The following is a 24,368-nucleotide window of genomic DNA, read 5'->3' as shown; positions in this document are numbered from 1 at the left end:
GCGGGGTTCCTGATCTGCGCGATGTTCGGAGGGTGGTGGTCCGGGTGGTGACATCGCCCGGCGTTCTGTTCAGCTGCGCAACCGGACGGGGACGCGTCCTGGCCCCCGGGGCCCGAAACCACCTCGCCAGATCAGCTCGGTGCCGGGGACCTGCAACTGGACGGAGGGGAACGCGCGGAAGAGGGCGGGCAGTGCCGTCGCGGCCAACCGTCGTGCGAGCGACTGGCCGGGGCAGCGGTGCCGGCCGCCGCCGAACGCGAGGTTCCTCTCGGGCCGCCGCTCCGCCGGAGCACGTTCACCTGGAGCCGCGGGAGCGCCGGAAGGGCAGGCCGGTGGAGCGGGCTCGCTGTTCGCCGTGGCGATGAGGACCATCACGGCGTCGCCCGCGCGCACCTGTTGCCCGGCGATCTCCATCGTCTCCGTGGCGAACCGCCAGCTCGTGAACGGAATGGGAGGCTGCTGGTAGAGCAGGTCCTCGACGACCGCCATCGGGTCGCCGCTGAGCATCGCGTGGCGCAGGAGCGGGTCGTCGTGCAGCGCGACCGCGGAATGAGCCAGCATCTTCACCGGACCGCCGGTCGCCGCGATCATCACCATGGCCAGGTTGGACGCCGCCTCCCGCCTGCTCACGAGCCCGTCGCGCACCGCGCACGCGAGCCCTCCCAGGAGGTCGTCCGCGCCCTCCGCGGTGGAACCCTCCGCAACAGCGCGGCCTGCGGCAGCGGTGACCTGCCGGTACGCGTCGATCATCGCCGGTGCGGTCGGGTCGTCCGGGCCGAACAACAACGCCCCTCCGGTCATGATGATCTCGTTCAGTTCCGGTGGGACACCGATGATCCGGCCGATGACGTCGTTGACGAGGGGTACGGCGAAGTCCGCGACGAGGTCAGCGGTCTCCTCGGCGGCGAGGGCGTCGACGTGGTGCCGGACCGTCTCGGTCAGCACGGTCTGCTTGCGGGCGACGGCGCTGTCGACGAGGTACCTGGTGATCACCCGCCGGATCCGCGCGTGGTCGGCTCCGTCGAGGTTCATCAACTGCCGTCCGCTCACCGCGGTGAAGTCCTCCGGCACGCGTCGGCGGCCGACGGCCTGTCCGTAGCGCGCGACCTCCAGCGGGTCCTTCGTCAGCCTCGGATCGCGCAGTGCTGCCTCGGCCTCGGCCCGCCGCGTCACGAGCCAGGCAGGAGCCTCACCGGGGAGCACGACGTGGTGGATGGGACCTCGCGCGGCCAGCTCGGCGAAGACAGCAGGGGCTGCCGCGCGCCGGTAGTCCTCCGAGTCGAGGGGCCGGAACGAGGTTTCCGCCGGCGTGACCGAGGTGCTGGAGGAGTGGGCAGGACAACTGGGGGTGGACATGGTGTGCCTCTCGCGGCAGGAGCGTCGGGCTCGCACAGTCTCTACTCCGGGCGAACCGTAGGTCGGCTCCTCCTCAGGCGACAACGGCGTGTGCCGCAGGGTGGAACATCGGCTGCACGGCAGCCGGTCCGGTGCACGTCCACGACAACTGTTGCGGCGGTGTGACCGGCTACGGCGTCGCGTCCACCACAGAGGCCGGTGTGCTCGTCGCAGGCAACTGCTTCGAGAACATCCAGGACCCGTTCCACCGCGGCGAGGGCAGCTCGCTGGTCGCGCGCGACGACCACTTCGGGAACGGGCGACCGGGGCGGTTCGGTGAAGACGCTGCCCTGCTCGTACCCGCTCGACGGCGCGAGCAGCGGCAAGAGCGTGGTCACGGCCGGTGCGAGAACCGGGCGTGGCTGACGGGCCCAGAGGGGTCCCTGCCGCGAGGCAGGCATCCCCGCTCTCATCTGGGACCGCTCCCAGAATTCCACTCGAAGAGAGCAGTAAGAGTAACCGGTGGACGAACCGGTGCTGTGTCAAGTGGCGCAACGACAACGGCTTTCCGGTTCAACAGCCGCTGCACCGGCGGCCAGTTGGTCGATGTGGCCCGCGTTACAGTGCCGTGAACTCTGGGAGCGCTCCCAGTTGTCGAGAGGGCGGCGGCATGACTCGGCGAACAACGGCGTTGACAGTTGCGGCGGTGGTGGTCATGGGCGGGGTACCCGCCGTGGCGGCACCGCTCGCGGTTGCTTGCACCGTGACGTATTCGGTAACCAATGAATGGAACAACGGCTTCGGCGCCAGCGTGGCGATCCGCAACGACGGTGAGGCGCTGAACGGCTGGAAGCTCACCTGGACGTTCCCCGACGGGCAACGCGTCCAGCAGGGCTGGAACGGGACCTTCGCCCAGAGCGGCGCGGTCGTCACCGTGACCAACCCGGACTGGGCCCGCACGATCCCGTCCGGCGGCAGCGCCTCGGTCGGGTTCAACGGCAGCAAGGGCTCGACCAACCAGCCACCGACGGACTTCGCGGTGAACGGGGTGTCCTGCACCGGCCCGAACCAGGCGCCGTCCGTGGCGCTGACGTCCCCGGCCAACGGCAGCAGCTACACCGTGCCCGCGTCGATCCCGCTCGCGGCCACCGCGGCGGACTCCGACGGCACGGTCGCCAAGGTCGACTTCTACGCGGGCGACCAGCTGATCGCGACCGACACCAGCGCGCCGTTCACCGGCACCTGGTCCGGGGTCGCGGCCGGTGACCACAGCATCGCCGCGCGGGCGACCGACAACCGCGGCGCCACCACGACGTCCACGCCGGTGGCCGTCAAGGTGCTGGCCGGACCCGCGGTGGTGGCCTCGCCGAGCGCGGTCTCGGTGAAGCAGGGGCAGACGGCCACGTTCGACGTCTCCCTCGCCACGGCACCCACCTCACCGGTCACGGTCACGCTCGCCCGCAGCGGCAGCGCGGACCTGACCGCCACACCGACGACGTTCACGTTGTCCGGCACCGCGAAGCAGAAGGTGACGGTGACGTCGGCGGCCAACGGCGGTGACCTCGCGACCGCGACGTTCACCGCGTCGGCGAGCGGGCACACCCCGGCGACGGTGACGGTCAAGGAGCTCGACCCGAGCACGTCGGACTTCAACAAGGCGTTCCTCGACCAGTACAACAAGATCAAGGACCCGGCGAGCGGCTACTTCCGCAAGTTCGGCGACCTGCTCGTGCCGTACCACTCGGTCGAGACGCTGATGGTCGAGGCACCCGACCACGGCCACCAGACGACGTCGGAGGCCTACAGCTACTACCTGTGGCTGGAGGCGAGCTACGGCCGCGTCACCGGTGACTGGGCGCCGTTCAAGTCCGCGTTCGCGTCGATGGAGAAGTACATCATCCCCGCGAAGGCCGACCAGCCGACCAACGACAAGTACGACCCGTCGAAGCCGGCGACCTACGCGCCCGAGCACCCGCGGATGGACCAGTACCCGTCGGTGCTCAGCAGCACCGCGCCGGTGGGCACCGACCCGATCGCGAACGAGCTGAAGTCCGCGTACGGCAGCTCGGACGTCTACGGCATGCACTGGCTGATCGACGTCGACAACACCTACGGCTTCGGCCGCTGCGGTGACGGCACGACGGCGCCCGCGTACATCAACACCTACCAGCGCGGCTCGTCGGAGTCGGTGTGGGAGACGATCCCGCAGCCCTCGTGCGACACGTTCAAGCACGGTGGCCCCAACGGGTTCCTCGACCTGTTCACCAAGGACTCCTCCTACGCCAAGCAGTGGAAGTACACCAACGCACCGGACGCGGACGCCCGCGTGGTGCAGGTGGCGCTGCTCGCCCAGCAGTGGGCCACGGCGCAGGGCAAGGCCGGCGACATCGCGAGCGAGATCGGCAAGTCGGCCAAGATGGGCGACTACCTGCGGTACGCCATGTTCGACAAGTACTTCAAGCGCATCGGCAACTGCACCAGCCCGACGACGTGTCCCGGAGCGACCGGCAAGAACAGCGCGCACTACCTGATGTCCTGGTACTACGCGTGGGGTGGCGCGACCGACACGTCCGCCGGCTGGGCGTGGCGCATCGGTGACGGTGCCTCGCACCAGGGCTACCAGAACCCGCTGGCCGCGTACGCGCTGTCGAACGTGCCCGCGCTCAAGCCGCTGTCCGCGACCGGGCAGCAGGACTGGGCGACCTCGCTCGACCGGCAGCTCGAGATGCTGCAGTGGCTGCAGTCGGCCGACGGCGGTCTTGCCGGCGGTGTGACGAACAGCTGGGAGGGCCAGTACGCCTCGCCCCCGGCGGGCACGCCGACCTTCTACGGCATGTACTACGACGCCCACCCGGTGTGGCGCGACCCGCCGAGCAACCGGTGGTTCGGCTTCCAGGTGTGGGGCATCGAGCGCACGGCCGCGCTGTACCGGCTGACCGGTGACGCGCGCGCCAAGAAGATCCTCGACAAGTGGGTGCCGTGGGCCATCGCGAACACGACCACCGGCACGAACTTCCAGATCCCCGCGGACCTGGAGTGGTCGGGAGCGCCCGACACGTGGAACGCCACCAACCCCGGTGCGAACGCGAACCTGCGGGTGCGGGTGCTGAACCACAACCAGGACGTCGGCGTGGCCGCGTCGTACGCGAAGGTGCTGCTGAACTACGCGTCGAGGTCGGGCGACGCCGCGGCCAAGACCACGGGTGAGGCACTGCTGACCGGGCTGCTCTCGCACCAGGACAGCCTCGGCATCGCGACGCCGGAGACCCGGTCCGACTACAACCGGTTCGACGACGTCTACAACACCAGCACGCTCGAGGGCCCGTACGTGCCGCCGGGCTGGACCGGGAAGATGCCGAACGGCGACGACATCAAGCAGGGTTCGTCGTTCCTGTCGATGCGGTCGATGTTCCGCAACGACCCGCAGTGGCCGAAGGTCCAGGCCTACCTGGACGGTGGCCCGGCACCCACGTTCACCTACCACCGCTTCTGGGCGCAGACCGAGATCGCCACGGCGTTCTCGCTGCACGCAGAGCTCTACGGGTGAGAGGAGTAGCGAGATGAGAAAACGCATGGCAACGGCGCTTGCGCTCGTTGCTGCCACGACCGGTGCCCTGCTCGTGCAGACCGGCGGCACCGCGGTCGCGCACGGCTCGATGGTCTGGCCCGGCAGCCGCACCTACCTCTGCTACGAGGACGGCCGGACCGGCGGCGGTGGCGGTGACCTGCAGCCCACCAACCCGGCCTGCCAGGCCGCGGTGGCCCAGGGCGGCAAGCAGCCGCTGTGGGACTGGTTCGGCAACCTGATCAGCAACGCGGGCGGCCGCCACCGGGAGATCGTGCCCGACGGCAGCCTGTGCGGTCCCACCACGAAGTTCGCCGCCTACAACCTCGCCCGCGCCGACTGGCCGGTGACGCAGGTGCAGGCGAACGCCTCGGTCACGTTCCGGTACAACGCGTGGGCACCGCACCCCGGCACCTGGGAGCAGTACGTCACCAAGGACGGCTTCGACGTGACGAAGCCGCTCAAGTGGTCGGACCTCGAGTCCGTGCCGTTCGACAAGGTGACGAACCCGCCGCTCGCGAACGGCGAGTACGCGTGGCAGGCCCGGCTCCCCAACAAGACCGGCCGGCACATCATCTACTCGCTGTGGCAGCGCTCGGACAGCCCGGAGGCGTTCTACAGCTGCTCGGACGTCCAGTTCGGCGGTGGCACCGGCACGCCGGACACCACCGCCCCGTCGACGCCCGGCACGCCGGTCGCGTCGGGTGTCACCAGCAGCTCGGTGAAGCTGGACTGGGGCGCGGCGACGGACGACGTCGGCGTGACCGGCTACCGGGTCTACCGCGGTGACCAGGTGGTCGCCACCACGTCGACGACCTCGGCGACGGTGACCGGGCTGAGCGCGGACACGCAGTACTCGTTCACGGTGGTCGCGACCGACTCGGCGGGCAACGCCTCGCCGGCGTCGCCGAGCGTCACGGTCAGGACGTCCACGGGTGGCGGCGGACCCACCGGCTCCTGCACGGTCGCGTACGCGCGGCCGAGCTCCTGGAACGGCGGCTTCACCGCGAACGTGACGGTGACCAACAGCGGCACCAGCGCGATCAGCGCCTGGCAGCTGGTGTGGGACGTGCCGTCCGGCCAGCAGCTGCAGCAGGCGTGGTCGGCCACCGTCACGGTCGCGAACGGGAAGGCGACGGCGAAGGGCGCGAACTACAACGCGGACATCGCACCCGGTGGAACGGCGTCGTTCGGCTTCAACGCGACGACGACGTCCACGCCGGTCGACCCGACGGCGTTCACCCTCAACGGGTCGGCGTGCGCCGTCCGCTGACGAGGGCACTGCTCGCCCTCCTGGTGGTGGGTTCGGTCGCGTTCGCCCTCCTCGTCGGGCGCGCCGAACCCACCCCTGACCTCAGCAAGGGGGTCGACGGCATCGCCGCCTGGCTCAACCGGCTGACCGACGAGTGCACGACCGTCCGGCGCGAGGCGGACTTCGCGGAGTTCGCGGGTCCGGTGCGCGCCAAGGTCTACGCGCCGTTCATCGCGGAGTGGGGGACCTGCAGCAAGGAGCCGTACGAACGGCTCGGGCTGCTGGTCCTGCGGCCAGGGCTGGAAGAGGCCTGGCGAGCGGCGCTCGCGAACGGCGAGGTCCGGGGCGACCCGGACCTCGCCTTCGGCGACGGCTTCGCGCTGACCGGCTCGGAGGGCATGGAGTACCTGGGACTCAACAGACTCGAGTGCACGCCCACCGCGTGTTCGCTCGTCCCGATCAAACACCACTGAGAGAGACAGGAGATCCGGAGCAATGACGCTCAACGGACAAAGGCGGTGGGCCGCGGCGGGTGTCGTGGTCGCCACCGCCGTGGCGACGTTCGGGGTGGCGCTCAGCGCACCCGCGGGCGCCGCACCCGGTTGCCGGGTGGACTACAAGGCGAACAGCTGGGGCGGCGGTGGGTTCGGCGCCTCGGTGAAGATCACCAACCTCGGTGACGCCGTGTCGGGCGGCTGGACGCTCAAGTTCACCCTCCCCGGCAACCAGCGCGTGGCACAGGGGTGGAACGCGACCTGGGCGCAGTCGGGTGCCGACGTGACCGCGACGAGCCTGTCGTGGAACGGCAACCTCGGCACCGGCGCGTCCACCGAGCTCGGCTTCAACGGCAGCGGTGCGGGCGCCAACGACGCCAGCCCGGCGACGTTCACGCTGAACGGCACGCAGTGCACCGGTGAGGTCGGACCCACCACCACGACGACGACCACGACGACGTCGAACGGCCCCGGTCCCGACCCGGGCAACGGCAAGGTCGACAACCCGTACGTCGGTGCGAAGCAGTACGTCAACCCGGACTGGGCGGCCAAGGCCTCGGCGGAGCCGGGCGGCAGCCGGATCGCGAACCAGCCCACCGCCGTGTGGCTCGACCGCATCGCGGCGATCACCGGCACCGTGGACTCGCGCGGACTGGTCGGACACCTGGACGAGGCGGTGCGCCAGGCGGCGGGCTCACCACTCGTCATCCAGCTGGTGATCTACAACCTGCCCGGTCGCGACTGCTCGGCGCTCGCGTCGAACGGTGAGCTCAAGCCCGACGAGATCGGTCGCTACAAGACCGAGTACATCGACCCGATCGCGGCGATCCTCGCCCGGCCCGCGTACAAGGACCTGCGGATCGTCACCACGGTCGAGATCGACTCGCTGCCGAACCTGATCACGAACGTGACGCCGCGGCCCACCGCGGTGGCGAACTGCGACGTGATGAAGGCCAACGGAAACTACATCACCGGTGTCGGCTACGCGCTCGCGAAGCTGGGTGCCGTGCCGAACGTCTACAACTACCTGGACATCGGCCACCACGGCTGGATCGGCTGGGACGACAACTTCGGCGCGACGGCCGAGTTGCTGTTCCAGGCGGCGAACGCGTCCGGCAGCACGAAGGCGAACGTGCAGGGCTTCATCGCCAACACCGCGAACTACGGTGCGTTGAAGGAGCCGTACTTCAAGATCGAGGACTCGGTGAACGGCACCTCGGTCCGCCAGTCGAAGTGGGTGGACTGGAACCGCTACGTCGACGAGCTGTCCTACGCGCAGGCGTTCCGCAACCGGGCCGTGCAGGCGGGCTTCGACGCGAACGTCGGCATGCTGATCGACACCAGCCGCAACGGCTGGGGCGGCAGCGCCCGTCCGACGGGTCCCGGCCCGCAGACGACCGTGGACGCCTACGTCAACGGCGGCAAGCTGGACCGCCGCATCCACCTCGGCAACTGGTGCAACCAGTCCGGTGCCGGCCTCGGTGAGCGCCCGAAGGCGGCGCCGGAGCCGGGCATCGACGCCTACGTGTGGGTGAAGCCGCCGGGTGAGTCCGACGGTGCGAGCAAGGAGATCCCGAACAACGAGGGCAAGGGCGCGGACAAGATGTGCGACCCGACCTACACCGGCAACATCCGCAACGGCAACAACCTGTCGGGTGCGCTGCCGGACGCCCCGCTGTCGGGCAAGTGGTTCTCCGCGCAGTTCCAGGAGCTCATGCGCAACGCCTACCCGGCGCTGTGACCGGAGCACCGCACCACAGCACCACCGGCACCACCGCGGTACCGCTGTGAAACGGCTCCTGCGCGACTTCCGCTCGCGCAGGAGCCCCGCCGCCGCCGCACCCGCACCCGCGGCGGCGGCGCGCGGCGGCACCCCGTGCGTTCGACGTGGTTCGAAGGCAGCAGCCGATCCCGGGCCGACCTCGTGTCCGGCCCGGGTCGGCACCACGCTGCGGATGGCCCGGCCCCTGCGAAAGGTCATGCGCGATGCCAGAACTCCCGCGCCACGGCGTGCTGTCCGCCGGCACGCCGGTCACGCACCCGCGCACCGGCCAGGCCCGCCAGGACTTCGGCGTGGCCGCGGAGGCGTTCCCCCTCGGCGCGGTGGCGCTGCTGCCGGGACCGTTCCTGGACAACACCTCCCGCACCCACGCCTACCTGAGGTTCCTCGACCCCGACCGGTTGCTGCACACGTTCCGCCGCAACGTCGGGCTGCCCTCGGGCGTCATCCCGTGCCGCGGCTGGGAGGCGCAGGACAGCGGGCTGCGCGGCCACTCGACCGGCCACGTGCTGTCCGCTCTCGCGCAGGCGTTCGCGACCACCGGCGACCCCGCGTTCACCGCCGGGGCCGACCACCTGGTCGAGCAGCTGGCGCTGTGCCAGGACCGGGCCAGGACCGCCGGCTACAGCACCGGGTACCTCGCGGCGTTCCCGGAGGGCTTCTTCGGCAGGGTCGAGGCGGGGGAGCCGGTCCAGGCGCCCTACTACACCCTGCACAAGATCATGGCGGGACTGCTCGACGTGCACGTGCTGATGGGCAGCGCACGGGCGCTGCGGGTGCTGACCGGGATGGCGGCCTGGGTGAGGTGGCGGGCCGGCCGGCTGACCGAGGCGCACCGCCAGGAGGTGCTGCGCACCGAGTTCGGCGGCATGAACGAGGTCCTGGTGAACCTCTACCAGGTCACCGGCGACCCGGCGCACCTGGCCGCCGCGCGGTTCTTCGAGCACTCCGCGGTGTTCGACCCGCTCGCACTGGGCACCGACGAGCTCAACGGTCTGCACGCCGGCACCCAGGTCCCCAAGGTGCTCGGGGCGATCAGGGCCTACCACGCCACCGGCACCACCCGCTACCGCGACATCGCCGTCAACTTCTGGCGGATCGTGACCGGCGCGCACACCTACGCCATCGGCGGCACGTCCAACGACGGGCACTTCAAGCCACCGCACCGGATCGCCACCGAGCTGTCCGACCACACCTGCGAGAGCTGCACCACCCACACGATGCTCAAGCTGACCCGGCAGCTCTTCCGCACCGACCCCGGTCAGCCGGGGTACTTCGACTTCTACGAGAAGGCGCTCCACAACCACCTGCTCGGCGCGCAGGACCCCACCTCCCGGCACGGCCACCACAGCACCTTCACGCCGTTGCGCGCGGGCGGCATCCGCACCTACAGCAGCGACTACGACGACTTCACCTGCTGCCACGGCACGGGCCTGGAGACCGACACCGGGCACGGCGGCAGCATCTACTTCCACGCAGGCCGCACGCTGTACGTCACCCTGTTCATCCCGTCCGTGCTCACCTGGGCGGCCAGGGGCGTGGTGGTGCGGCAGGAGACGTCCTTCCCGGACGAGGGAGCGACCCGGCTCACCGTCACCGGTACCGGCCGGTTCGAGCTGCGCGTGCGCATCCCGTCCTGGGCGCGGGGCGCGCTGCTGCACGTCAACGGCGTCGCCGCGGGGCCCGTCACGCCCGGCACCTACGCGCGGGTGGACCGCGACTGGCGCAGCGGGGACGTGGTCGAGGTGACCCTGCCGATGCACCTGCACCTGCGGCGGGCACCGGACGACAAGCGGGTGCGGACGGTCGAGGTGGGGCCGATCGTGCTCGCGGGCGCGTACGGCACGAACGACCTCGCCCACCTGCCCACGCTGCGCACCGCGACCCTGCGGCCCACCGCGAACCCGTTGCGCTACACCGCGATGGCCAGCACGGGCCCGGTCACGCTGCTGCCGTTCTTCCGGCTGCACGGTCAGCGCTACACCGTCTACTGGCGGGTGGGCGACACCCCGGCGCCACCGCCGTTCATCGCGCACTTCCGGTTCGGCGAGGGCCGCGGCTCGACCGCCGCGGACGCCACCGGTGGCGAGCGGGCGACGCTGGCGGGTGGCGCGGGCTGGAGCACCGGGCGCACCGGGGCCGCGCTGTCGCTCGACGGTGCGGGCGCGCACGTGGTGCTGCCACCGGGCCTGCTCGCCGGAGCGCAGGAGTTCAGCCTGGCCGTGTGGGTGCGGCCCCGGTCGGCGGTCGCGGGAGCGCGGCTCGCCGACTTCGGCAGCGGCGTGAACTCCTACCTGTTCCTCACGCCGCACGGACCCCGGGGCGGGGTGCGGTACGCGATCACGACCGGTGGCGCGGGTGCCGAACGGCACCTCGACGGGGGACCGGTCGCGGTGGACGAGTGGACGCACCTCGTCGTCACGCAGGCCGGTGGACTCGCCGTGCTGTACGTGAACGGCGCGGAGGTCGCACGCGACGCGGAGTTCCCGGTGAGCCCGGCGGTGCTCGGCAGCACCACCCAGAACTGGCTCGGGCGGTCGCAGCACGCGGGCGACGCCCACCTCGACGCGGCCGTCGAGGACCTGCGGGTCTACGGCCGCGCACTGGCACCCGGCGAGGTCGCCGCCCTCTACGCCGATCCTTGACCGGGTTTGTGAGCGTGCCCAACCGGAAACTTTCCATACGGTACGGACTTCGTCTGGACCACTAGAAATGACCAATGTTAACGCGAACATCACTCTTGTAACGGACTGAACCGGATCTCTATGGTGTCGGAACGCTACAGCGGGTGAACGCGGGAAGGAGGCGGTGTGGTCACCATCGCGGACGTCGCTCGGCACGCTGGAGTCGCGCCGAGCACCGTCTCCTACGTGCTGACGGGCAAGCGGTCGATCTCCGCCGACACGAAGTCGCGGGTCAGGGAGAGCATCAGGGCGCTGGGGTACCAGCCGCACGTGACCGACAGGGGCCTGTCCTCGAGCCGGACCAACGTGATCGGGCTGGTGCTGCCGCTGCGCGCGGGGATGCACCTGCCGGGCATGATGCGGTTCGTCACCGCCGCGGTGACCACCGCGCGCCGGTACGACATGGACCTGCTGCTGATGACGGCGGACGACGGCGCCTCCGGGCTGCGCAGAGCGGCCAACAGCGCCCAGGTCGACGGCTTCCTCGTGATGGACGTGGAGATGGACGACGACCGGGTGCCGTTGCTGCGGCAGCTGTCCAAGCCGTCCGTCCTCATCGGACACCCGGCCACCGCGCGCGGGCTCACCTGCGTCGACCTCGACTTCGAGGCGGCCGGGGCCAAGTGCGTCGACCACCTGGCCGACCTCGGGCACCGGTCCATCGGCTTCCTCGGCGCACCGAGCGCGGTCTACCGGCGCAGCACCGGGTCCGCGCACCGCACGATGAACGGCTTCAGCGCCGCGGCGATGCGCAGGGGAGTGGCGGCGACCGCGCTCGCGGTCGAGGACGACCACGACTCGGTGCTCAGGGCCACCAAGGCGCTGGTCCGCGCGCACCCGTCGATGACGGCGCTGGTGGTGCACAACGAGGCGGCGCTGGGCTGGATCACGTCGTGCCTGCGGGCGGCCGGGCGGCAGGTGCCCGGTGACGTCGCCGTGGTCGCGATCTGCCCCGACGAGCTCGCCGAGCAGCTGTCGCCGCCGCTCACCTCGGTGCGGCTGCCGGCGGAGGAGCTCGGCCGGCACGCGGTCGACCTGCTCGCGGCCAAGCTCGACGGCAAGCAGCCACCGCCGTTGATGCTGCTGCCACCGCGGCTCTCGCGGCGGGCGAGCACCCCGGACCCGGCGGTGCCGCACCAGCACCGCAGAACGGGGTCGTCGGGCTGATCCGGCGACCGGACCCGGCCTCGCGGCCGGGAACGCGGACCGGGCGGTCGGGTGGTGGTGCCGCGCGTGCGGAATGCGGCCCGCACGGGTGGACCTCCACCACTCGGACACCGTCCTGGAGGAGTGCGCGGCGCTCGGCGGAGAGAGTCGCGCACTCCTCTTTTTCCGGTTCTGGCAGGACGTCAGGCCTTGGCCCAGCGCTGGTTGGCACCGCCCTGGCAGGTCGCGACCGTCACGGCCGCGCCGTTGCCCGTGCCGGCGGAGGTGAGGCAGAGCCCGGTCTGGACGCTGGTCACCGTGCCGCTGCCGGTGAGCTGCCAGGCCTGGTTCGCACCGCCGTGGCAGTCCCAGATCTGCACCCGTGCGCCGGAGGCGGCGTTGTTGGGGGCGTCCAGGCACTTGCCGGTCACCTGCAGCGCCTGGCCGTTCTGGGTGAACTGCTGGTTCGCGTTGGTGTGGCAGTCCCAGGTGATCATCTGCGCGCCGTTGGCCGTGCTCGCGCCGTTGACGTCGAGGCAGCGGCCGGCCGCCTCACCGCGCAGCCGGAACGTGGTCGGCGCCGGCGGCGTCTCGCCGGTGAAGAACTTCCAGACCTCCTCCTTCACCCAGCTGCGGGCACCGCTCTCGCAGCCCGCGCACCCGTCGACCGGTCCCTGCTGGTGGCCGCCGTCGAACGGCGCCCACACCACCGGGTAGCCGGCGCGGCAGTTCGCGTACTGCGTGATGATGTGCGTGCGGCTGCCCGCGGCCGGTTCCGGCGCGTTCTGCGGCGTGCAGCCGTTGTTGCGCACCCACCGGTCCCGCTGGCCGCGGCCGGAGCCGATGTTGTCGCTGACGCCGTGGATGCCCATGTACGCCACCGGTGCGGTGCCACCGGCGCAGCCGCTGATCTCGCCGGGGGAGGCGATGGCGGCGATGGCGCGGAACACGGTCGGGCGCGAGCACGCGAGGGAGATGCTCATCGCGCCGCCGTAGCTGAAGCCGAGCGAGAACCGCTGCGTGGTGTCGACGCAGAGGTCGTTCTCGATGCGGCTCATCATGTCGTCGACGAACCGGACGTCCTCGCCGCCGCTGTTGCCCCAGCCGTTGTTGAGGCCCTGCGGTGCGACGAAGATCGTCGAGTTGTTCGCCAGCCTGCGCAGGCCGTAGTAGGCGTAGACGTCGCCGTCGCTGCCGCCGCCCGCCACCTGCTGCGCGGTGCCGCCCAGCCAGTGCAGCCCGAAGACGAGCTTGTACTGGCGGGTGTTGTCGTAGTTGTCCGGGATGCTCAGGATGAACGACCGGGTCTTGCCGCTGCTCTGGATCGTCTGGTTGCCGCTGCGCAGCGTCGGTGCCTTGCCGCAGCCGGGGGTGGCCGCGAGCGGGGCGGGCTCGGCCGGTGCCTGCGCCTGGGCGACGCTGCTGCCGGAGAACGCCAGCGCGGCGGCCGCGAGCAGCCACCCCGTCCGGCGGAGGAGGTGCCTGGTACGCATCAGGGTGTTCGCGCTCTCTGTCGTGGCGGTCATGCGGAGGTGCACGTCTTGCCGTTGAGGGTGAACTGCGCCGGTGCCGCGGTGTTGCCGGTGTGCGTGGCCTGGAAGCCGATGCTGGTCGACGTGCCCGGTGCGAGGTCGCCGTTGTAGGAGACGTTGGTCGCGCCCACCCGTCCGGTCGGCGAGTCGTAGGTGGCGTTCCACCCGCCGGTGATGGTCTGCCCGCTGCCCAGCGTGAAGCCCAGCAACCAGCCGCTGATCGCGGCCGTGCCGGTGTTCGTGATGGTGATGGTCGAGGTCAGCCCGTTGTTCCAGGCGTTGACCTCCGCGCCGACCCTGCACTCGCCCTGGGGCAGCGGAGTCGTGGACGTGGGTCCGTCGCTGGTGGTCGTGGTGGTCGTCGTCGTGGTGATCGGCGGACCCGCGAACTGGGTGATGAACTTCCACGCCTCGCCGGAGGTCCAGGTGCGCCAGCCGTCACCGCCGGAGTCGATCGGGCCGGGGGTGTGCCCGCCGTCGAACGCCGCCCACACCACCGGGTACCCGGCGCGGCAGCCGCTGTAGGCGGTGATGATGTGGGTGCGGCTGCCCGCGGCGGGCTCGCGCGGGTTCTGCGCCGTGCAGCCGTTGTTGCGCACGAACTTGTCGCGCAGCGCGCGGCCCTGCGAGATGTTCAGGACGTTGTCGCTGACACCGTGGAAGCCCAGGTACGCGATGGGCTGCGTGCCGCCGTTGCAGCCGCTGAGCTGAGCGCCCGCGTAGACGACGACAGCGCGGAACACGGTGGCACGGGCGCACGCGACGGCATACGACATCGCGCCGCCGTAGCTGAACCCGCCCGCGTAGCGCTGGGTCGTGTCGACGCACAGCGCGTTCTCGAGCTGCCGCAGCATGTCGTCGACGAACGTCAGGTCCTGGCCACCGGGGTTGGCCCAGCCGTTGTTGTTGCCCTGCGGCGCGACGAAGATCGTGCCGTTGTTCTCGGCGTCGGCGAGCTTGCGCAGCCCGTAGTAGGACCAGTTGTAGCCGTCGGACCCGCCGGTGTCGACGTCGTTCGCGGTGCCGTTGAGCCAGTGGAACCCGACGAACAACCGGTACTGCCGGTTGGGGTCGTAGTTGGCGGGCAGCCGCAGGATGTACTGGCGGTTCTGGCCGCCGCTGCTGATGGTCTGCCGTCCGCTCGACAGCGAGGGGGCCTTGCCGCACCCCGCCGTCGCCGCCGCCGCGCCCACGCCGCCGGTGGTCGTGGTCGTGCCGCCGAGCGCGATGCCCGCCGCGCCCAGCAGCACCACGGCACTCGCGACGGCCATCGCCAGCACCGTCCTAGGCCCTGCCACGGCAGCGCTCCTCGTGTTGGTGGAACATCGTCGTCCCTTCGGTTGTCAGACTTGCTGGAGTTGGAACCGCTGGTTGTCGGCCGCGCTCTGGTTCCACTGGGACACGCGGGTGCCGTCGGTGGTCGCCGCGTTCCAGACGTCCATGGCGAGACCGCTCTGCCGGTTGACCAGGCTGATGACGCCGCCGCCCTGGTCGACGACCCGCCACTGCTGGGTGGCCGCACCGGTGTCGGGCTGCTGGGTGATGTCGGCGCCGGTGCCCGAGCCCGCGACCTGCATGACCAGGCCGCTGTGCCGGGCGCGCAGCCGGTAGTACCCGCCGCCGGAGTCGAGGAAGTCGAACTGCTGGTTGAGCCCGCTCGTCGGCGACCACTGCTGCAGCAGCGCGCCCGCCGCCGTCGAGACACCACTGATGTCGAGGTACTTCCCGCTGTGCCGGGCGACGAGGCGGTAGTTGACGCCCGGCCGCACCACCGCCGGAGCCGAGCCCTGGCCGGTCGCGCGGTAGACGTGCCCGGCCTGTCCGGGGAACTCGGCGACGCCGCTCTCGGGCTGGGCCGGCTGGACCACCGCGCCGGTCGTGGTGTCGCGCAGCTCGAAGGTGCCGCCGAAGATCCGGTTGCGCACGCGGACGGTGCCGTCGCGGTCGGGGGTGACGGTCAGCGTCACGGTGCCGTCGGCGGCCCAGGTCGCGCCGACGGTGTACCCGCCGCGCCCGCGCAGGCCGGTGACGCTGCCCGCGGGCCAGGCCGGTGGCAGGGCGGGCAGCACGTGCAGCTCGCCGTTGTGGCTGTGCAGCAGCATCTCCGCGACACCGGACGTGGCACCGAAGTTGCCGTCGATCTGGAACGGCGGGTGCAGGTCGAACATGTTGGGCGCCAAGCGGTCCGTGGTCACCAGCGAACGCAGCAGGTCGTGTGCCCGCGACCCCTCCTCCAGCCGGGCCCAGAAGTTGATCTTCCACGCGAGCGACCACCCGGTGCCGGCGTCCCCGCGCAGCTCCAGCGTCCTGCGGGCCGCGGCGTGCAGCTGCGGCGTGCCGCGCTTGGTGATCTGGTTGCTCGGGTGCAGCCCGTACAGGTGCGAGACGTGCCGGTGGTTCGGCTCGGTCTCGACCCAGTCGTACTGCCACTCCATGACGTTGCCGCGCGAACCGACCCTGGTGGGCGCGAGCCGTTGCCGGGCCGCCCGCACCTGGGTGCGGAAGTCGGTGTCGACACCCAGCACCTCGGACGCGGCGGCGCAGCCGTCGAACAGGTCGCGCAGGATCTGCATGTCCATCGTCGGACCCGCGCAGACGCTGACGCCGGAGTGGTGGTTGAGCTCCGGCGAGTTCGACGGGTTCGTGACGAGGTGGCCCAGGCTCGGCTCGGTGACGAGGGTGTCGAGGAAGAACTGCGCGCACCCCTTGAGCGCCGGGTAGTACGTGCGCAGGAACGCCACGTCGCCGGTGAACCGGTAGTGCTCCCAGATCAGCGTCGACAGCCACGCGCCACCGGTCTGCCACATGCCGGCCGCGGCGAAGTCGACGACCGAGGAGCCGCGCCACGCGTCGGTGTTGTGGTGGGTGACCCAGCCGCGGGCGCCGTACTGCACCTGGGCGGTGCGGGCGCCGGTGGTGGTCAGGTCGTTGATCATCCGGAACACCGGTTCGAAGCACTCGGCGAGGTTCGTGGTGTCGGCCGGCCAGTAGTTCATCGGCAGGTTCGCGTTGATCGTGTACTTCGAGTCCCACGCCGGGGCGAGCTGGTCGTTCCAGATGCCCTGGAGGTTCGCCGGCTGCGTGCCGGGGCGTGACGAGGAGATCAGCAGGTACCGGCCGTACTGGAACAGCAGGGTGGAGAACTGCGGGTCGCTGGTGCTGCCGTGCCGGGAGATGCGGACGTCGGTCGGCTGGTCGGCGGCGGACGTGCGGCCCAGGTCGAGCGTGACGCGGTTGAACAGCGCCTGGTAGTCGGAGACGTGCCGGGACCGCAGCGTGGCGTAGGCGGTGCCCTGGGCCGCGTTCAGGTGGGTCCTGGCACGGCCCTGGTAGTCGCCGTTGACGGTTCGGTGGTCGACGTAGCTGGTGCCGATGGAGACCAGGACCGTGACCGCGTTGGCGCCGGTGACCCGCAGCGTGCCGCCGGAGCTGCTGACCGAACCGCCCTCGGCCACGACCCTGGCCAGTGCGAGGAACCGCACCGTGCCCGCGATGTTGCGCTGGGTGCCGGAGATGCCGTCGAGCGCGATCGTCGTCGCGTCCGGGCTGGAGGCCGTGACACGCTGCGGCGAGGTGAAGGCCGCGGTGAACGTGACCGAGTTCGCCGTCTCCGCGGTCAGCCTGATGACGATCACCTGGTCCGGCGCGCTCGCGAACACCTCACGCCGGTGGCGCACGTTGTTCGCCGTGTAGGTGACCTCGGTGGTCGCCGTGGTGAGGTCGAGCGACCGCTGGTAGTTCGTGGCGGTGGCCGACGGGAAGGTCAGCCGGAGGTCGCCGACCGGCTGGTAGGCGAGCTGACCGGCCGGGCTGCCCAGCATGGTCTGGTCGATCAGGGTCTGCGCCTGCGACCACTGGTTCGAGAAGACGAGCTGGCGGATCTGCGCGAGCGCGCCCGCACCGCGCGGGTTGCTGTAGTCGTGCGGCCCGCCGGCCCAGACGGTGTCCTCGTTGAGCTGCAGGCGTTCGGTGTCGGTGTTGCCGAACACCATCGCGCCGAGCCTGCCGTTGCCCACCGGCAGCGCGCGCAGCCAGTCGGACCCGGCTGCCCGGTCGTACCAGAGCGAGAGGTCACCGGCCGCCCGCGCCCGAGGTGGGTCGGCGGCCGCGGTCGCCGTCCACCCCGCCTGCGTCAGCACAGCTCCCGCGCCGAGCACCATGAGCTGCCGCCGGTTCAGGTCGGACATGCCAGTCCTCCAAAGGGTGTGCGCGATCGCGGAACTCCCCTTGGTGGCTCGCCACGAGGAGCGGGGTGGTGGGGGTGTGGGCCGCCGGCGGGCACGCGGTGGTGCCCGCCGGCGCCTGGGGACAGCGGTGGGCTCAGGCCGTGGAGCACCGCGCGCCGTTGAGGGTGAAGCCGGACGCGGCCGCGCTGTCACCGGTGTGCGTGGCCTGCAGGCCGATCGAGATCGAGCCGTTCGGCGGGATCTGGCCGTTGTAGCCGACGTTGCTCGCCGTCACGGCGCCGCTGGCCGGCGCGTAGCTCGCGCTCCAGCCGCCGGTGATGGTCTGCCCGCCGGGCAGCGTGAAGCCGAGCTGCCAGCCGTTGATGGCGGTGGCCGACGTGTTGGTGATGGTGATCGTCTCGGTCAGGCCGTTGTTCCAGGCGTTGACCGAGGCCGTGACCGCGCATCCGTCCGTGGGAACGGGCGTGGTCGTGGTCGTGGTGGTGGTGGTCGTCGTCGTGGTTGTAGTGGTCGTGGTCGTCGTCGGTGGCGCGTCCAGACCGAGGAACGAGATCGCGTACGCGAGCATCCCCGACTGCGGCAGGTCGTGCCCGACGCCCTGGATGCTCACGCCCTCGACGGTCGCGGCGGTGCCGGTCGCGCCGTACCGGGTGCGGGTCCAGTTCTGCCGCGGCTGGTCGGTGAACGCCGGGGTGCGGCTCAGCCCGTGGAGGTTGGTCCACTGGTCGAGCTCCTCGCCGAAGTTCGGGTACGCCAGCGTGGTGTCGTTCGTGCCGTGCCACAGCTGCATCCGCGGGTAGCGCCCGGTGTAGCCGGGGTACATCGCCCTGGCCTGGTCACCCCACTGCTGCGGGGTCTTCAGCAGGGTGCCGCCGGAGCACTGGCTGTTCCACAGCGACCCGTTGGTCGTGGCGAAGCAGCCGGCCGGCACGCCGGAGAACGCCGACCCCGCGCTGAACACGTCCGGGTACTCGGCGGCCAGCACGTTGGTCATCATCGCGCCGGAGGAGAAGCCGGCGACGACGATGCGCGCCGGGTCGACGTTGTAGGCCTGCCGCGCGTGCGCGACCATCGACATGATGCCGGTGGAGTCGCTGCCCCCGTTGCGGCGCAACGCACCGGCGGTCGCCACGTCGAAGCAGCGGCCCTCCCGGGTGGCCTCCGGGTAGACGATGACGTACCCGAGCCGGTCCGCCGCGGTGACGAAGTCGCGCCCGTTGCCGTTGTGCACGGCGCTGGCCGAACCGGTGCAGAAGTGCACCATCACGAGCAGCGCGGGTTTGGGGGCGACCCGGTCCGGGACGTACACGTACATGTTCAGGCCGGTCGGGTTGGCGCCGAAGTTCGTGACGCGGACCAGTGAGGCGGCCTGCGCGGGCTGGGGCACCAGGGAGACCGCGAGAGCGGCCAGCATCAGCAGCAGCACGGGCACGAGCGCGATGAGCCCGTACCTCCTCGAGTGCGCGCGAGCGGTCATGACGCACCGCACGTCAGGTCACTCGCCCTGGTGGCGGCGACGGTCTGGATCGTCGAGCACATGGTGTCCTCCGTGATCGGTTCTCGGACGGCGGAGCTCGTGCCGGCGGGACCGAACTGCCACCAGTTGAGGTTGAGCAGGTAGCCGCTGCCGCCGCTGAACCTCAGGTACAGGTCGCGGGTGCCGGTCAGGCCGCTCACCGGGCAGGTGACGGTGGTCCACGCCTGCCAGCCGCCCGTGTTGGGCACCGAGCACCGGCCGGCCAGGGCGCCCGTGGCGCTGCCGGAGCGGACCTCGATCGAGCTGCCCGCCACGGTGGAGGCCACCCGTGCGGTGAAGGTGGCGGCGCCGTTGCCGAACGCCACGTTCTTCAGCTTCACGTAGTCGCCGTTGTTGGTGTGGCTGAGGTTCAGCCCGCCCTCCGTGGTGACCTCGGTCTCGACACCGCTGCCCCACGCGACCGTCTCGCCCTCCTGGCGCACGTACGGGTTCAGCGTGTCCGCGGCCGGTGGCCCGGTGGTGCTCATGGAGAGCTGCGGGATGGTGCCGTCGGCGTTGTAGCTGAACTTCTCCACGGCCACGGACCGGGTGAAACCGCCGCCGCCCGGCAGCGCGCCGTTGTGGTAGAAGAAGTACGAGCCGCCCTTGAAGTCCACGATGCCGGGGTGGTTGGTGAACGCGCTGCCCTGCGTGGGCATCAGGGTGCCGCGGTACGTCCACGGACCGGTGGGGCCCGGCGCGGTCGAGTACCCGATGAACTCCGAGCAGCACTTCGCCGCGAAGACGTTGTAGTACTGGCCGTTGCGCTGGTACACCCAGGGCGCTTCCTCGTAGAGGGTCGGCCGCTTGGGGTCACCGGTGCGGGTGCCGAACCCGGCGGTGGTGAGCGGGATCTGGCTGACGCCGCCGGAGTAGGAGGTCATGTCGGCGTTCAGGCGGACGTACCAGAGGTTGGGGTTGCCCCAGTACAGGTAGGCCTGGCCGCTGCTGTCGATCATGACCGACGGGTCGATCTCGCCGTTCTCGACCAGCGGGCGGCCGAGCGCGTCGCGGAACGGGCCGGTGGGGCTGTCGGAGACGCCGACGCCGATCGCCATCCGGTTGGTGGCGCGGTTGACCACGGGGACGTACCAGTAGAACTTGCCGTTGCGCTCCACGGCCTGGCCGGCCCACGCGTCCTGCTTGGCCCAGCTGAACGTGCCGAGGTTCATGGGCGAGCCGTGGTCGGTCCAGTTGACCATGTCGGCCGACGAGAAGACCCGCCACTCCTTCATGGTGAACCAGGTCGAGCCGTCCTCGTCGTGTCCGGTGTAGAGGTAGACCCGTCCGTTGTGGACGAGCGGGGCCGGGTCGGCCGTGTAGATGTGCTGCACGATCGGGTTGTCCGCCCTCGCGGGGGCGGACACCGCCAGGAGCATGCCCGCCACCAGGGCGAGGTGCGTCCAGAACCTGCGTGTCGTGACCATTCTCGTCTCCCGAGGGCAGGGGAGGTCCCGCGGACCGGACTGCGCTTCCGGTCCGCGGAACCGTCCTCGGCTGCTGCGTGGTGCGGTGTCAGCTCGCGGCGCAGGCCGGGTTCAGACCCGAAGCGCTGCCGGTGCCCTGGAAACCGAACGTGGTCGACTGGCCGGCCGCGATGCTGCCGTTGTAGTCGACGTTGGTCCAGTTGACGGTTCCGCTGGTGCCGCTGCGGTTGGCGCTCCACGAACCGGTGATCGTGGCACCGTTGAGCGTCGTCGTGACACGCCAGCCGTTGAGGGCCGAGGAGCCCGCGGTGACCTTCACGTTGGCGACGAACCCGCCGTCCCACTGGTTGAGCTCCACCGAGGCGGTGCAGTCACCGACGGGATCGGGGCCGTTGCTGGTGGTCGTCGTCGTGGTGGTGGTCGTGGTCGTCACGCCGGGGCCACCCGAGTTCAGCGCGTCCAGCACCGAGTTGTACGCGGGCTTCTTCGCACCCGAGCCGGTGAACAGCAACGGGTTCTCGCCACCGCGCCACGAGTCGGTGTCGCGGATGCCCCACACCGTGATGCCGGTGCAGCGCGCGACGGCCATGCAGGCCCTGGTCACGGCACCGTAGGCGTTGGCCTGGTTGGAGCCCGCGATGTCCAGCTCGGTGATCTGGACGTCGACACCCAGGTCCGCGAAGCGCTTGATGTTGGCCTGGTAGTCCGACGGCGCGTTGTTCGTCAGGTGCGACTGGAGGCCGACGCAGTCGATCGGCACACCGCGGGCCTTGAAGTCGCGGACCATGTTGTAGATGCCCGTGGACTTCGCGTTGATGCCGTCGGTGTTGTAGTCGTTGTAGCAGAGCTTCGCGGCCGGGTCGGCCGCACGGGCCGCGCGGAACGCCGCCTCGATCCAGTCGTTGCCGGTGCGCTGCAGGTTGGAGTCGCGCCGGCCACCGCTGCCGCCGTCGGCGAACGCCTCGTTCACGACGTCCCAGGCGTAGATCTTGCCCTTGTAGTGGGTGGCGACCTGGGTGACGTGGTTGATGGCCGCCTGGCGCAGGTCCGAACCGCTGAGGTTCTGGGCCCAGCGCGGCTGCTGCTGGTGCCACAGCAGCGCGTGGCCGCGGACCCGCTTGCCGTTGCTGATGGCGTGGTTGAGGATGCGGTCGCCGCCGGAGTAGTTGAACTGACCGCGGTTGGGCTCGGTCGCGTCCCACTTCATCTCGTTCTCGGCGGTGACCATGTTGAACTCGGTGTTCAGGATGTTCACGTAGGTCGAGTCGCCGAGCTTCTGCGCCGCGACGGCGGTGCCGAAATAACGCCCGCTCTGAGCGGCGGCGGCACCGAGAGTGGTGGCCGCGTTCGCGGTGGCGGTGACGATCAGTGTCGCGCCGAGTGCCGCCGCGGCGACTGTCGAAACGATTGGCACAAGTGACACTGACCTCGATGTCAGTTTCATCGTCCACACTTTCGAAACTTGCCCGAATGCCGGGCGTGATGGGCAGGGCAGACAGTTCGCACGGGCGGAGCTCCGGTGCGCCAGTGCCGGGCTCGGTGCTGCGTGCGTCGGTGGTGTTGCCTTTGCTGTCAAGGAGTGTGGCAGTTGCATGTTCACGCTCACAAGAAGACGGCCGCAGTTTCCCGGCGAGATTGAGCTGAACGGGCTACAAAATGCAGGGAGCGCTCCCAGTCTGCTCATCGAATCTGTCGAACACGAATTGTTGAAGGGCTGTCGAACGCAAAGCGCTAAAGTTAACGCTCACATTTTTAGCGTTTGACCGGCCCTCGGCGGCGTGCCTACGGTGGTTCGAGTTCGGACGCACCTGCCGAGCGGAAATCACCCTTCGGTGGTTTGTGAGAGCGCTCTCACAATTGTTCGGCCCCATATCGCAACAGCAACGACGCTGCGAGGACCCCTGAATGAGAGCAACAGATCCCGCGCGCGCCGGCACGCCGGCCCGTGACCAGTCCCGCTCGTCCGGCACGCGGAGGCGCGCGGCGGGCGCCTGCGCGGCCGCGAGCGCACTCGTGGCCGGCACCGTCGCACTGGCGGTGAGCGGCGGCGCGTCCGTCAGCGCCGCGGAGTCGGCGTACTACGTCGACCCGTCGAGCTCCAGCGCCCGCTGGGTGGCGGCGAACCCCGGTGACTCGAAGGCGGCGGTGATCCGCGACCGGATCGCCTCCGTGCCCCAGGCGCGCTGGTACACCACCACGAACACCTCGACGGTCCGGTCGGAGGTCAGCTCCTTCGTGGGCGCGGCCGCCGCGGCCGGCAAGATCCCGATCCTGGTGGTCTACAACATCCCCAACCGCGACTGCGGCGGCGCCAGCGGCGGCGGGGCGCCCTCGCACCAGGCGTACCGGGCGTGGGTGGACGAGGTGGCGGCGGGCCTGGGCGGACGCCCGGCCGCGATCGTGCTGGAACCCGACGTCCTGCCGATCATGACGAGCTGCCAGAGCGCCGACCAGCAGAACCAGACCAAGGCCTCCATGGCCTACGCGGGCAAGAAGCTGAAGTCCGGTTCCTCCCAGGCCAAGGTGTACTTCGACATCGGCCACAGCGCGTGGCTGAACCCGTCGGAGGCCGCGAACCGCCTGCGCGCCGCGGACATCTCCAACAGCGCCGACGGCATCTCGACCAACGTGTCCAACTACCGCTCCACCTCCGACGAGGTGAACTTCGCCAAGAACGTGCTGAACGCGGTGGGCGACAGCAGGTTGAAGGCCGTCATCGACACCAGCCGCAACGGCAACGGCCCCGCGGGCAGCGAGTGGTGCGACCCCGCCGGGCGCGCCATCGGCACCCCCAGCACGGCCGCCACCGGCGACGGCAAGATCGACGCGTTCCTGTGGATCAAGCTGCCCGGCGAGTCCGACGGCTGCATCGCCCCGGCCGGCCAGTTCGTGCCGCAGCGCGCCTACGACCTGGCGATGGCGGCGGGCCCGATCACCACGACCACCACGACGACCACGACCACGACGACGACCACGACGACGACCACCGGCGGCAACCCCGGCGGCGGCTGCCGTGCCACCCACCGCCTGCTCAGCTCGTGGCAGGGCGGCTACAGCGCCGAGGTCGTGGTCGAGAACCGCGGTGCCGCGGTCAACGGCTGGACCTTCACCTTCTCCGCACCCGGCGTCACCGTGACGCAGGGCTGGAGCGGCCAGTGGAGCGACGGCGGCGACGTGGTCACCGTGACCAACGCGTCGTGGAACGGCTCCATCCCGTCCGGCGGCCAGGCCGTCATCGGGTACAACGCGAACTACACCGGGTCCACGCCGCCGTTCCAGGCGCCGGCGCTGAACGGAGCTGCCTGCTCCTCCTGACGTTCCTCGGGCAGGGAACCGGTTCCCCGTCACGGCCCACACCCCGGCCGTGGCGGGGACTGCCGTCTCCCGCGCGAGCACGCCAGCTGGGCAGGACTGGGCGTCACGCACGATCTTCCTCTCCCGGCTCGATGC

General features: G+C 70.7%; 14 protein-coding genes. 7 read left to right on the top strand and 7 right to left on the bottom strand.

The window, feature by feature from the left end; translation table 11 throughout:
• Nucleotides 1–69 precede the first annotated feature (69 nt).
• Nucleotides 70–1,356: a cytochrome P450 gene (locus tag ACZ7CD_RS18375; RefSeq protein ID WP_470379315.1), complete on the bottom strand. Its 1,287-nt coding sequence runs from the start codon at nucleotides 1,354–1,356 to the stop codon at nucleotides 70–72.
• A 742-nt stretch (nucleotides 1,357–2,098) separates the two neighbouring features.
• Here ACZ7CD_RS18375 and ACZ7CD_RS18370 point away from each other — a divergent pair.
• The 6 genes from ACZ7CD_RS18370 to ACZ7CD_RS18345 all read left to right on the top strand — a co-directional run bounded on the left by ACZ7CD_RS18370 (nucleotide 2,099) and on the right by ACZ7CD_RS18345 (nucleotide 12,277).
• Nucleotides 2,099–4,882, top strand: a complete 2,784-nt coding sequence (locus ACZ7CD_RS18370) for a glycoside hydrolase family 48 protein (RefSeq protein ID WP_360389393.1) — start codon at nucleotides 2,099–2,101, stop codon at nucleotides 4,880–4,882.
• A gap of 25 nt (nucleotides 4,883–4,907) precedes the next feature.
• A complete protein-coding gene (locus ACZ7CD_RS18365; protein WP_470379314.1) occupies nucleotides 4,908–6,173 on the top strand; it encodes a lytic polysaccharide monooxygenase in 1,266 nt (421 codons plus the stop codon).
• Nucleotides 6,158–6,625: a hypothetical protein gene (locus tag ACZ7CD_RS18360; protein ID WP_360389387.1), complete on the top strand. Its 468-nt coding sequence runs from the start codon at nucleotides 6,158–6,160 to the stop codon at nucleotides 6,623–6,625. The genes ACZ7CD_RS18365 and ACZ7CD_RS18360 overlap by 16 nt, the downstream gene beginning before the upstream one ends.
• A 22-nt stretch (nucleotides 6,626–6,647) precedes the next feature.
• Entirely contained in the window at nucleotides 6,648–8,387 is a 1,740-nt protein-coding gene (locus tag ACZ7CD_RS18355) for a glycoside hydrolase family 6 protein (RefSeq protein WP_360389384.1), read from the top strand.
• Nucleotides 8,388–8,632: 245 nt separating this feature from the next.
• Nucleotides 8,633–11,071: a glycoside hydrolase family 127 protein gene (locus tag ACZ7CD_RS18350; protein WP_470379313.1), complete on the top strand. Its 2,439-nt coding sequence runs from the start codon at nucleotides 8,633–8,635 to the stop codon at nucleotides 11,069–11,071.
• Between the two features lie 165 nt (nucleotides 11,072–11,236).
• Complete coding sequence (locus ACZ7CD_RS18345) at nucleotides 11,237–12,277, top strand: LacI family DNA-binding transcriptional regulator (RefSeq protein ID WP_458431828.1); 1,041 nt, start codon at nucleotides 11,237–11,239, stop codon at nucleotides 12,275–12,277.
• 182 nt (nucleotides 12,278–12,459) lie between these two features.
• On the opposite strand, the gene ACZ7CD_RS18340 is transcribed toward ACZ7CD_RS18345, so the two are convergent.
• From ACZ7CD_RS18340 to ACZ7CD_RS18315, 6 genes are all read right to left on the bottom strand, one after another.
• Nucleotides 12,460–13,782 carry a ricin-type beta-trefoil lectin domain protein gene (locus ACZ7CD_RS18340; RefSeq protein WP_360389375.1) on the bottom strand — a complete coding sequence of 441 codons (1,323 nt, stop codon included), beginning with the start codon at nucleotides 13,780–13,782 and terminating at the stop codon, nucleotides 12,460–12,462.
• Nucleotides 13,779–15,059, bottom strand: a complete 1,281-nt coding sequence (locus ACZ7CD_RS18335; protein WP_470379477.1) for a CE1 family esterase — start codon at nucleotides 15,057–15,059, stop codon at nucleotides 13,779–13,781. The genes ACZ7CD_RS18340 and ACZ7CD_RS18335 overlap by 4 nt, the downstream gene beginning before the upstream one ends.
• 72 nt (nucleotides 15,060–15,131) lie before the next feature.
• Nucleotides 15,132–17,975, bottom strand: coding sequence for a glycosyl hydrolase family 95 catalytic domain-containing protein (locus tag ACZ7CD_RS18330; RefSeq protein WP_458431830.1), 2,844 nt, complete (start codon nucleotides 17,973–17,975; stop codon nucleotides 15,132–15,134).
• Between the two features lie 133 nt (nucleotides 17,976–18,108).
• Complete coding sequence (locus tag ACZ7CD_RS18325; RefSeq protein ID WP_470379312.1) at nucleotides 18,109–19,452, bottom strand: extracellular catalytic domain type 1 short-chain-length polyhydroxyalkanoate depolymerase; 1,344 nt, start codon at nucleotides 19,450–19,452, stop codon at nucleotides 18,109–18,111.
• Nucleotides 19,449–20,918: a glycoside hydrolase family 43 protein gene (locus ACZ7CD_RS18320; RefSeq protein WP_470370461.1), complete on the bottom strand. Its 1,470-nt coding sequence runs from the start codon at nucleotides 20,916–20,918 to the stop codon at nucleotides 19,449–19,451. Before ACZ7CD_RS18320 ends, ACZ7CD_RS18325 begins: the two co-directional genes overlap by 4 nt.
• Before the next feature lie 88 nt (nucleotides 20,919–21,006).
• Nucleotides 21,007–22,362 carry a glycoside hydrolase family 10 protein gene (locus tag ACZ7CD_RS18315; RefSeq protein WP_360389362.1) on the bottom strand — a complete coding sequence of 452 codons (1,356 nt, stop codon included), beginning with the start codon at nucleotides 22,360–22,362 and terminating at the stop codon, nucleotides 21,007–21,009.
• Nucleotides 22,363–22,823: 461 nt separating this feature from the next.
• Between ACZ7CD_RS18315 and ACZ7CD_RS18310 the strand changes: the two genes are divergently transcribed.
• Nucleotides 22,824–24,233: a glycoside hydrolase family 6 protein gene (locus ACZ7CD_RS18310; RefSeq protein ID WP_470379311.1), complete on the top strand. Its 1,410-nt coding sequence runs from the start codon at nucleotides 22,824–22,826 to the stop codon at nucleotides 24,231–24,233.
• The last annotated feature ends 135 nt before the right edge of the window (nucleotides 24,234–24,368 follow it).

Source organism: Lentzea sp. NPDC036949, from assembly GCF_055608075.1.
Note: the sequence above shows the minus strand (reverse complement) of the source record. Positions and strands in the feature narration are given on the sequence as shown.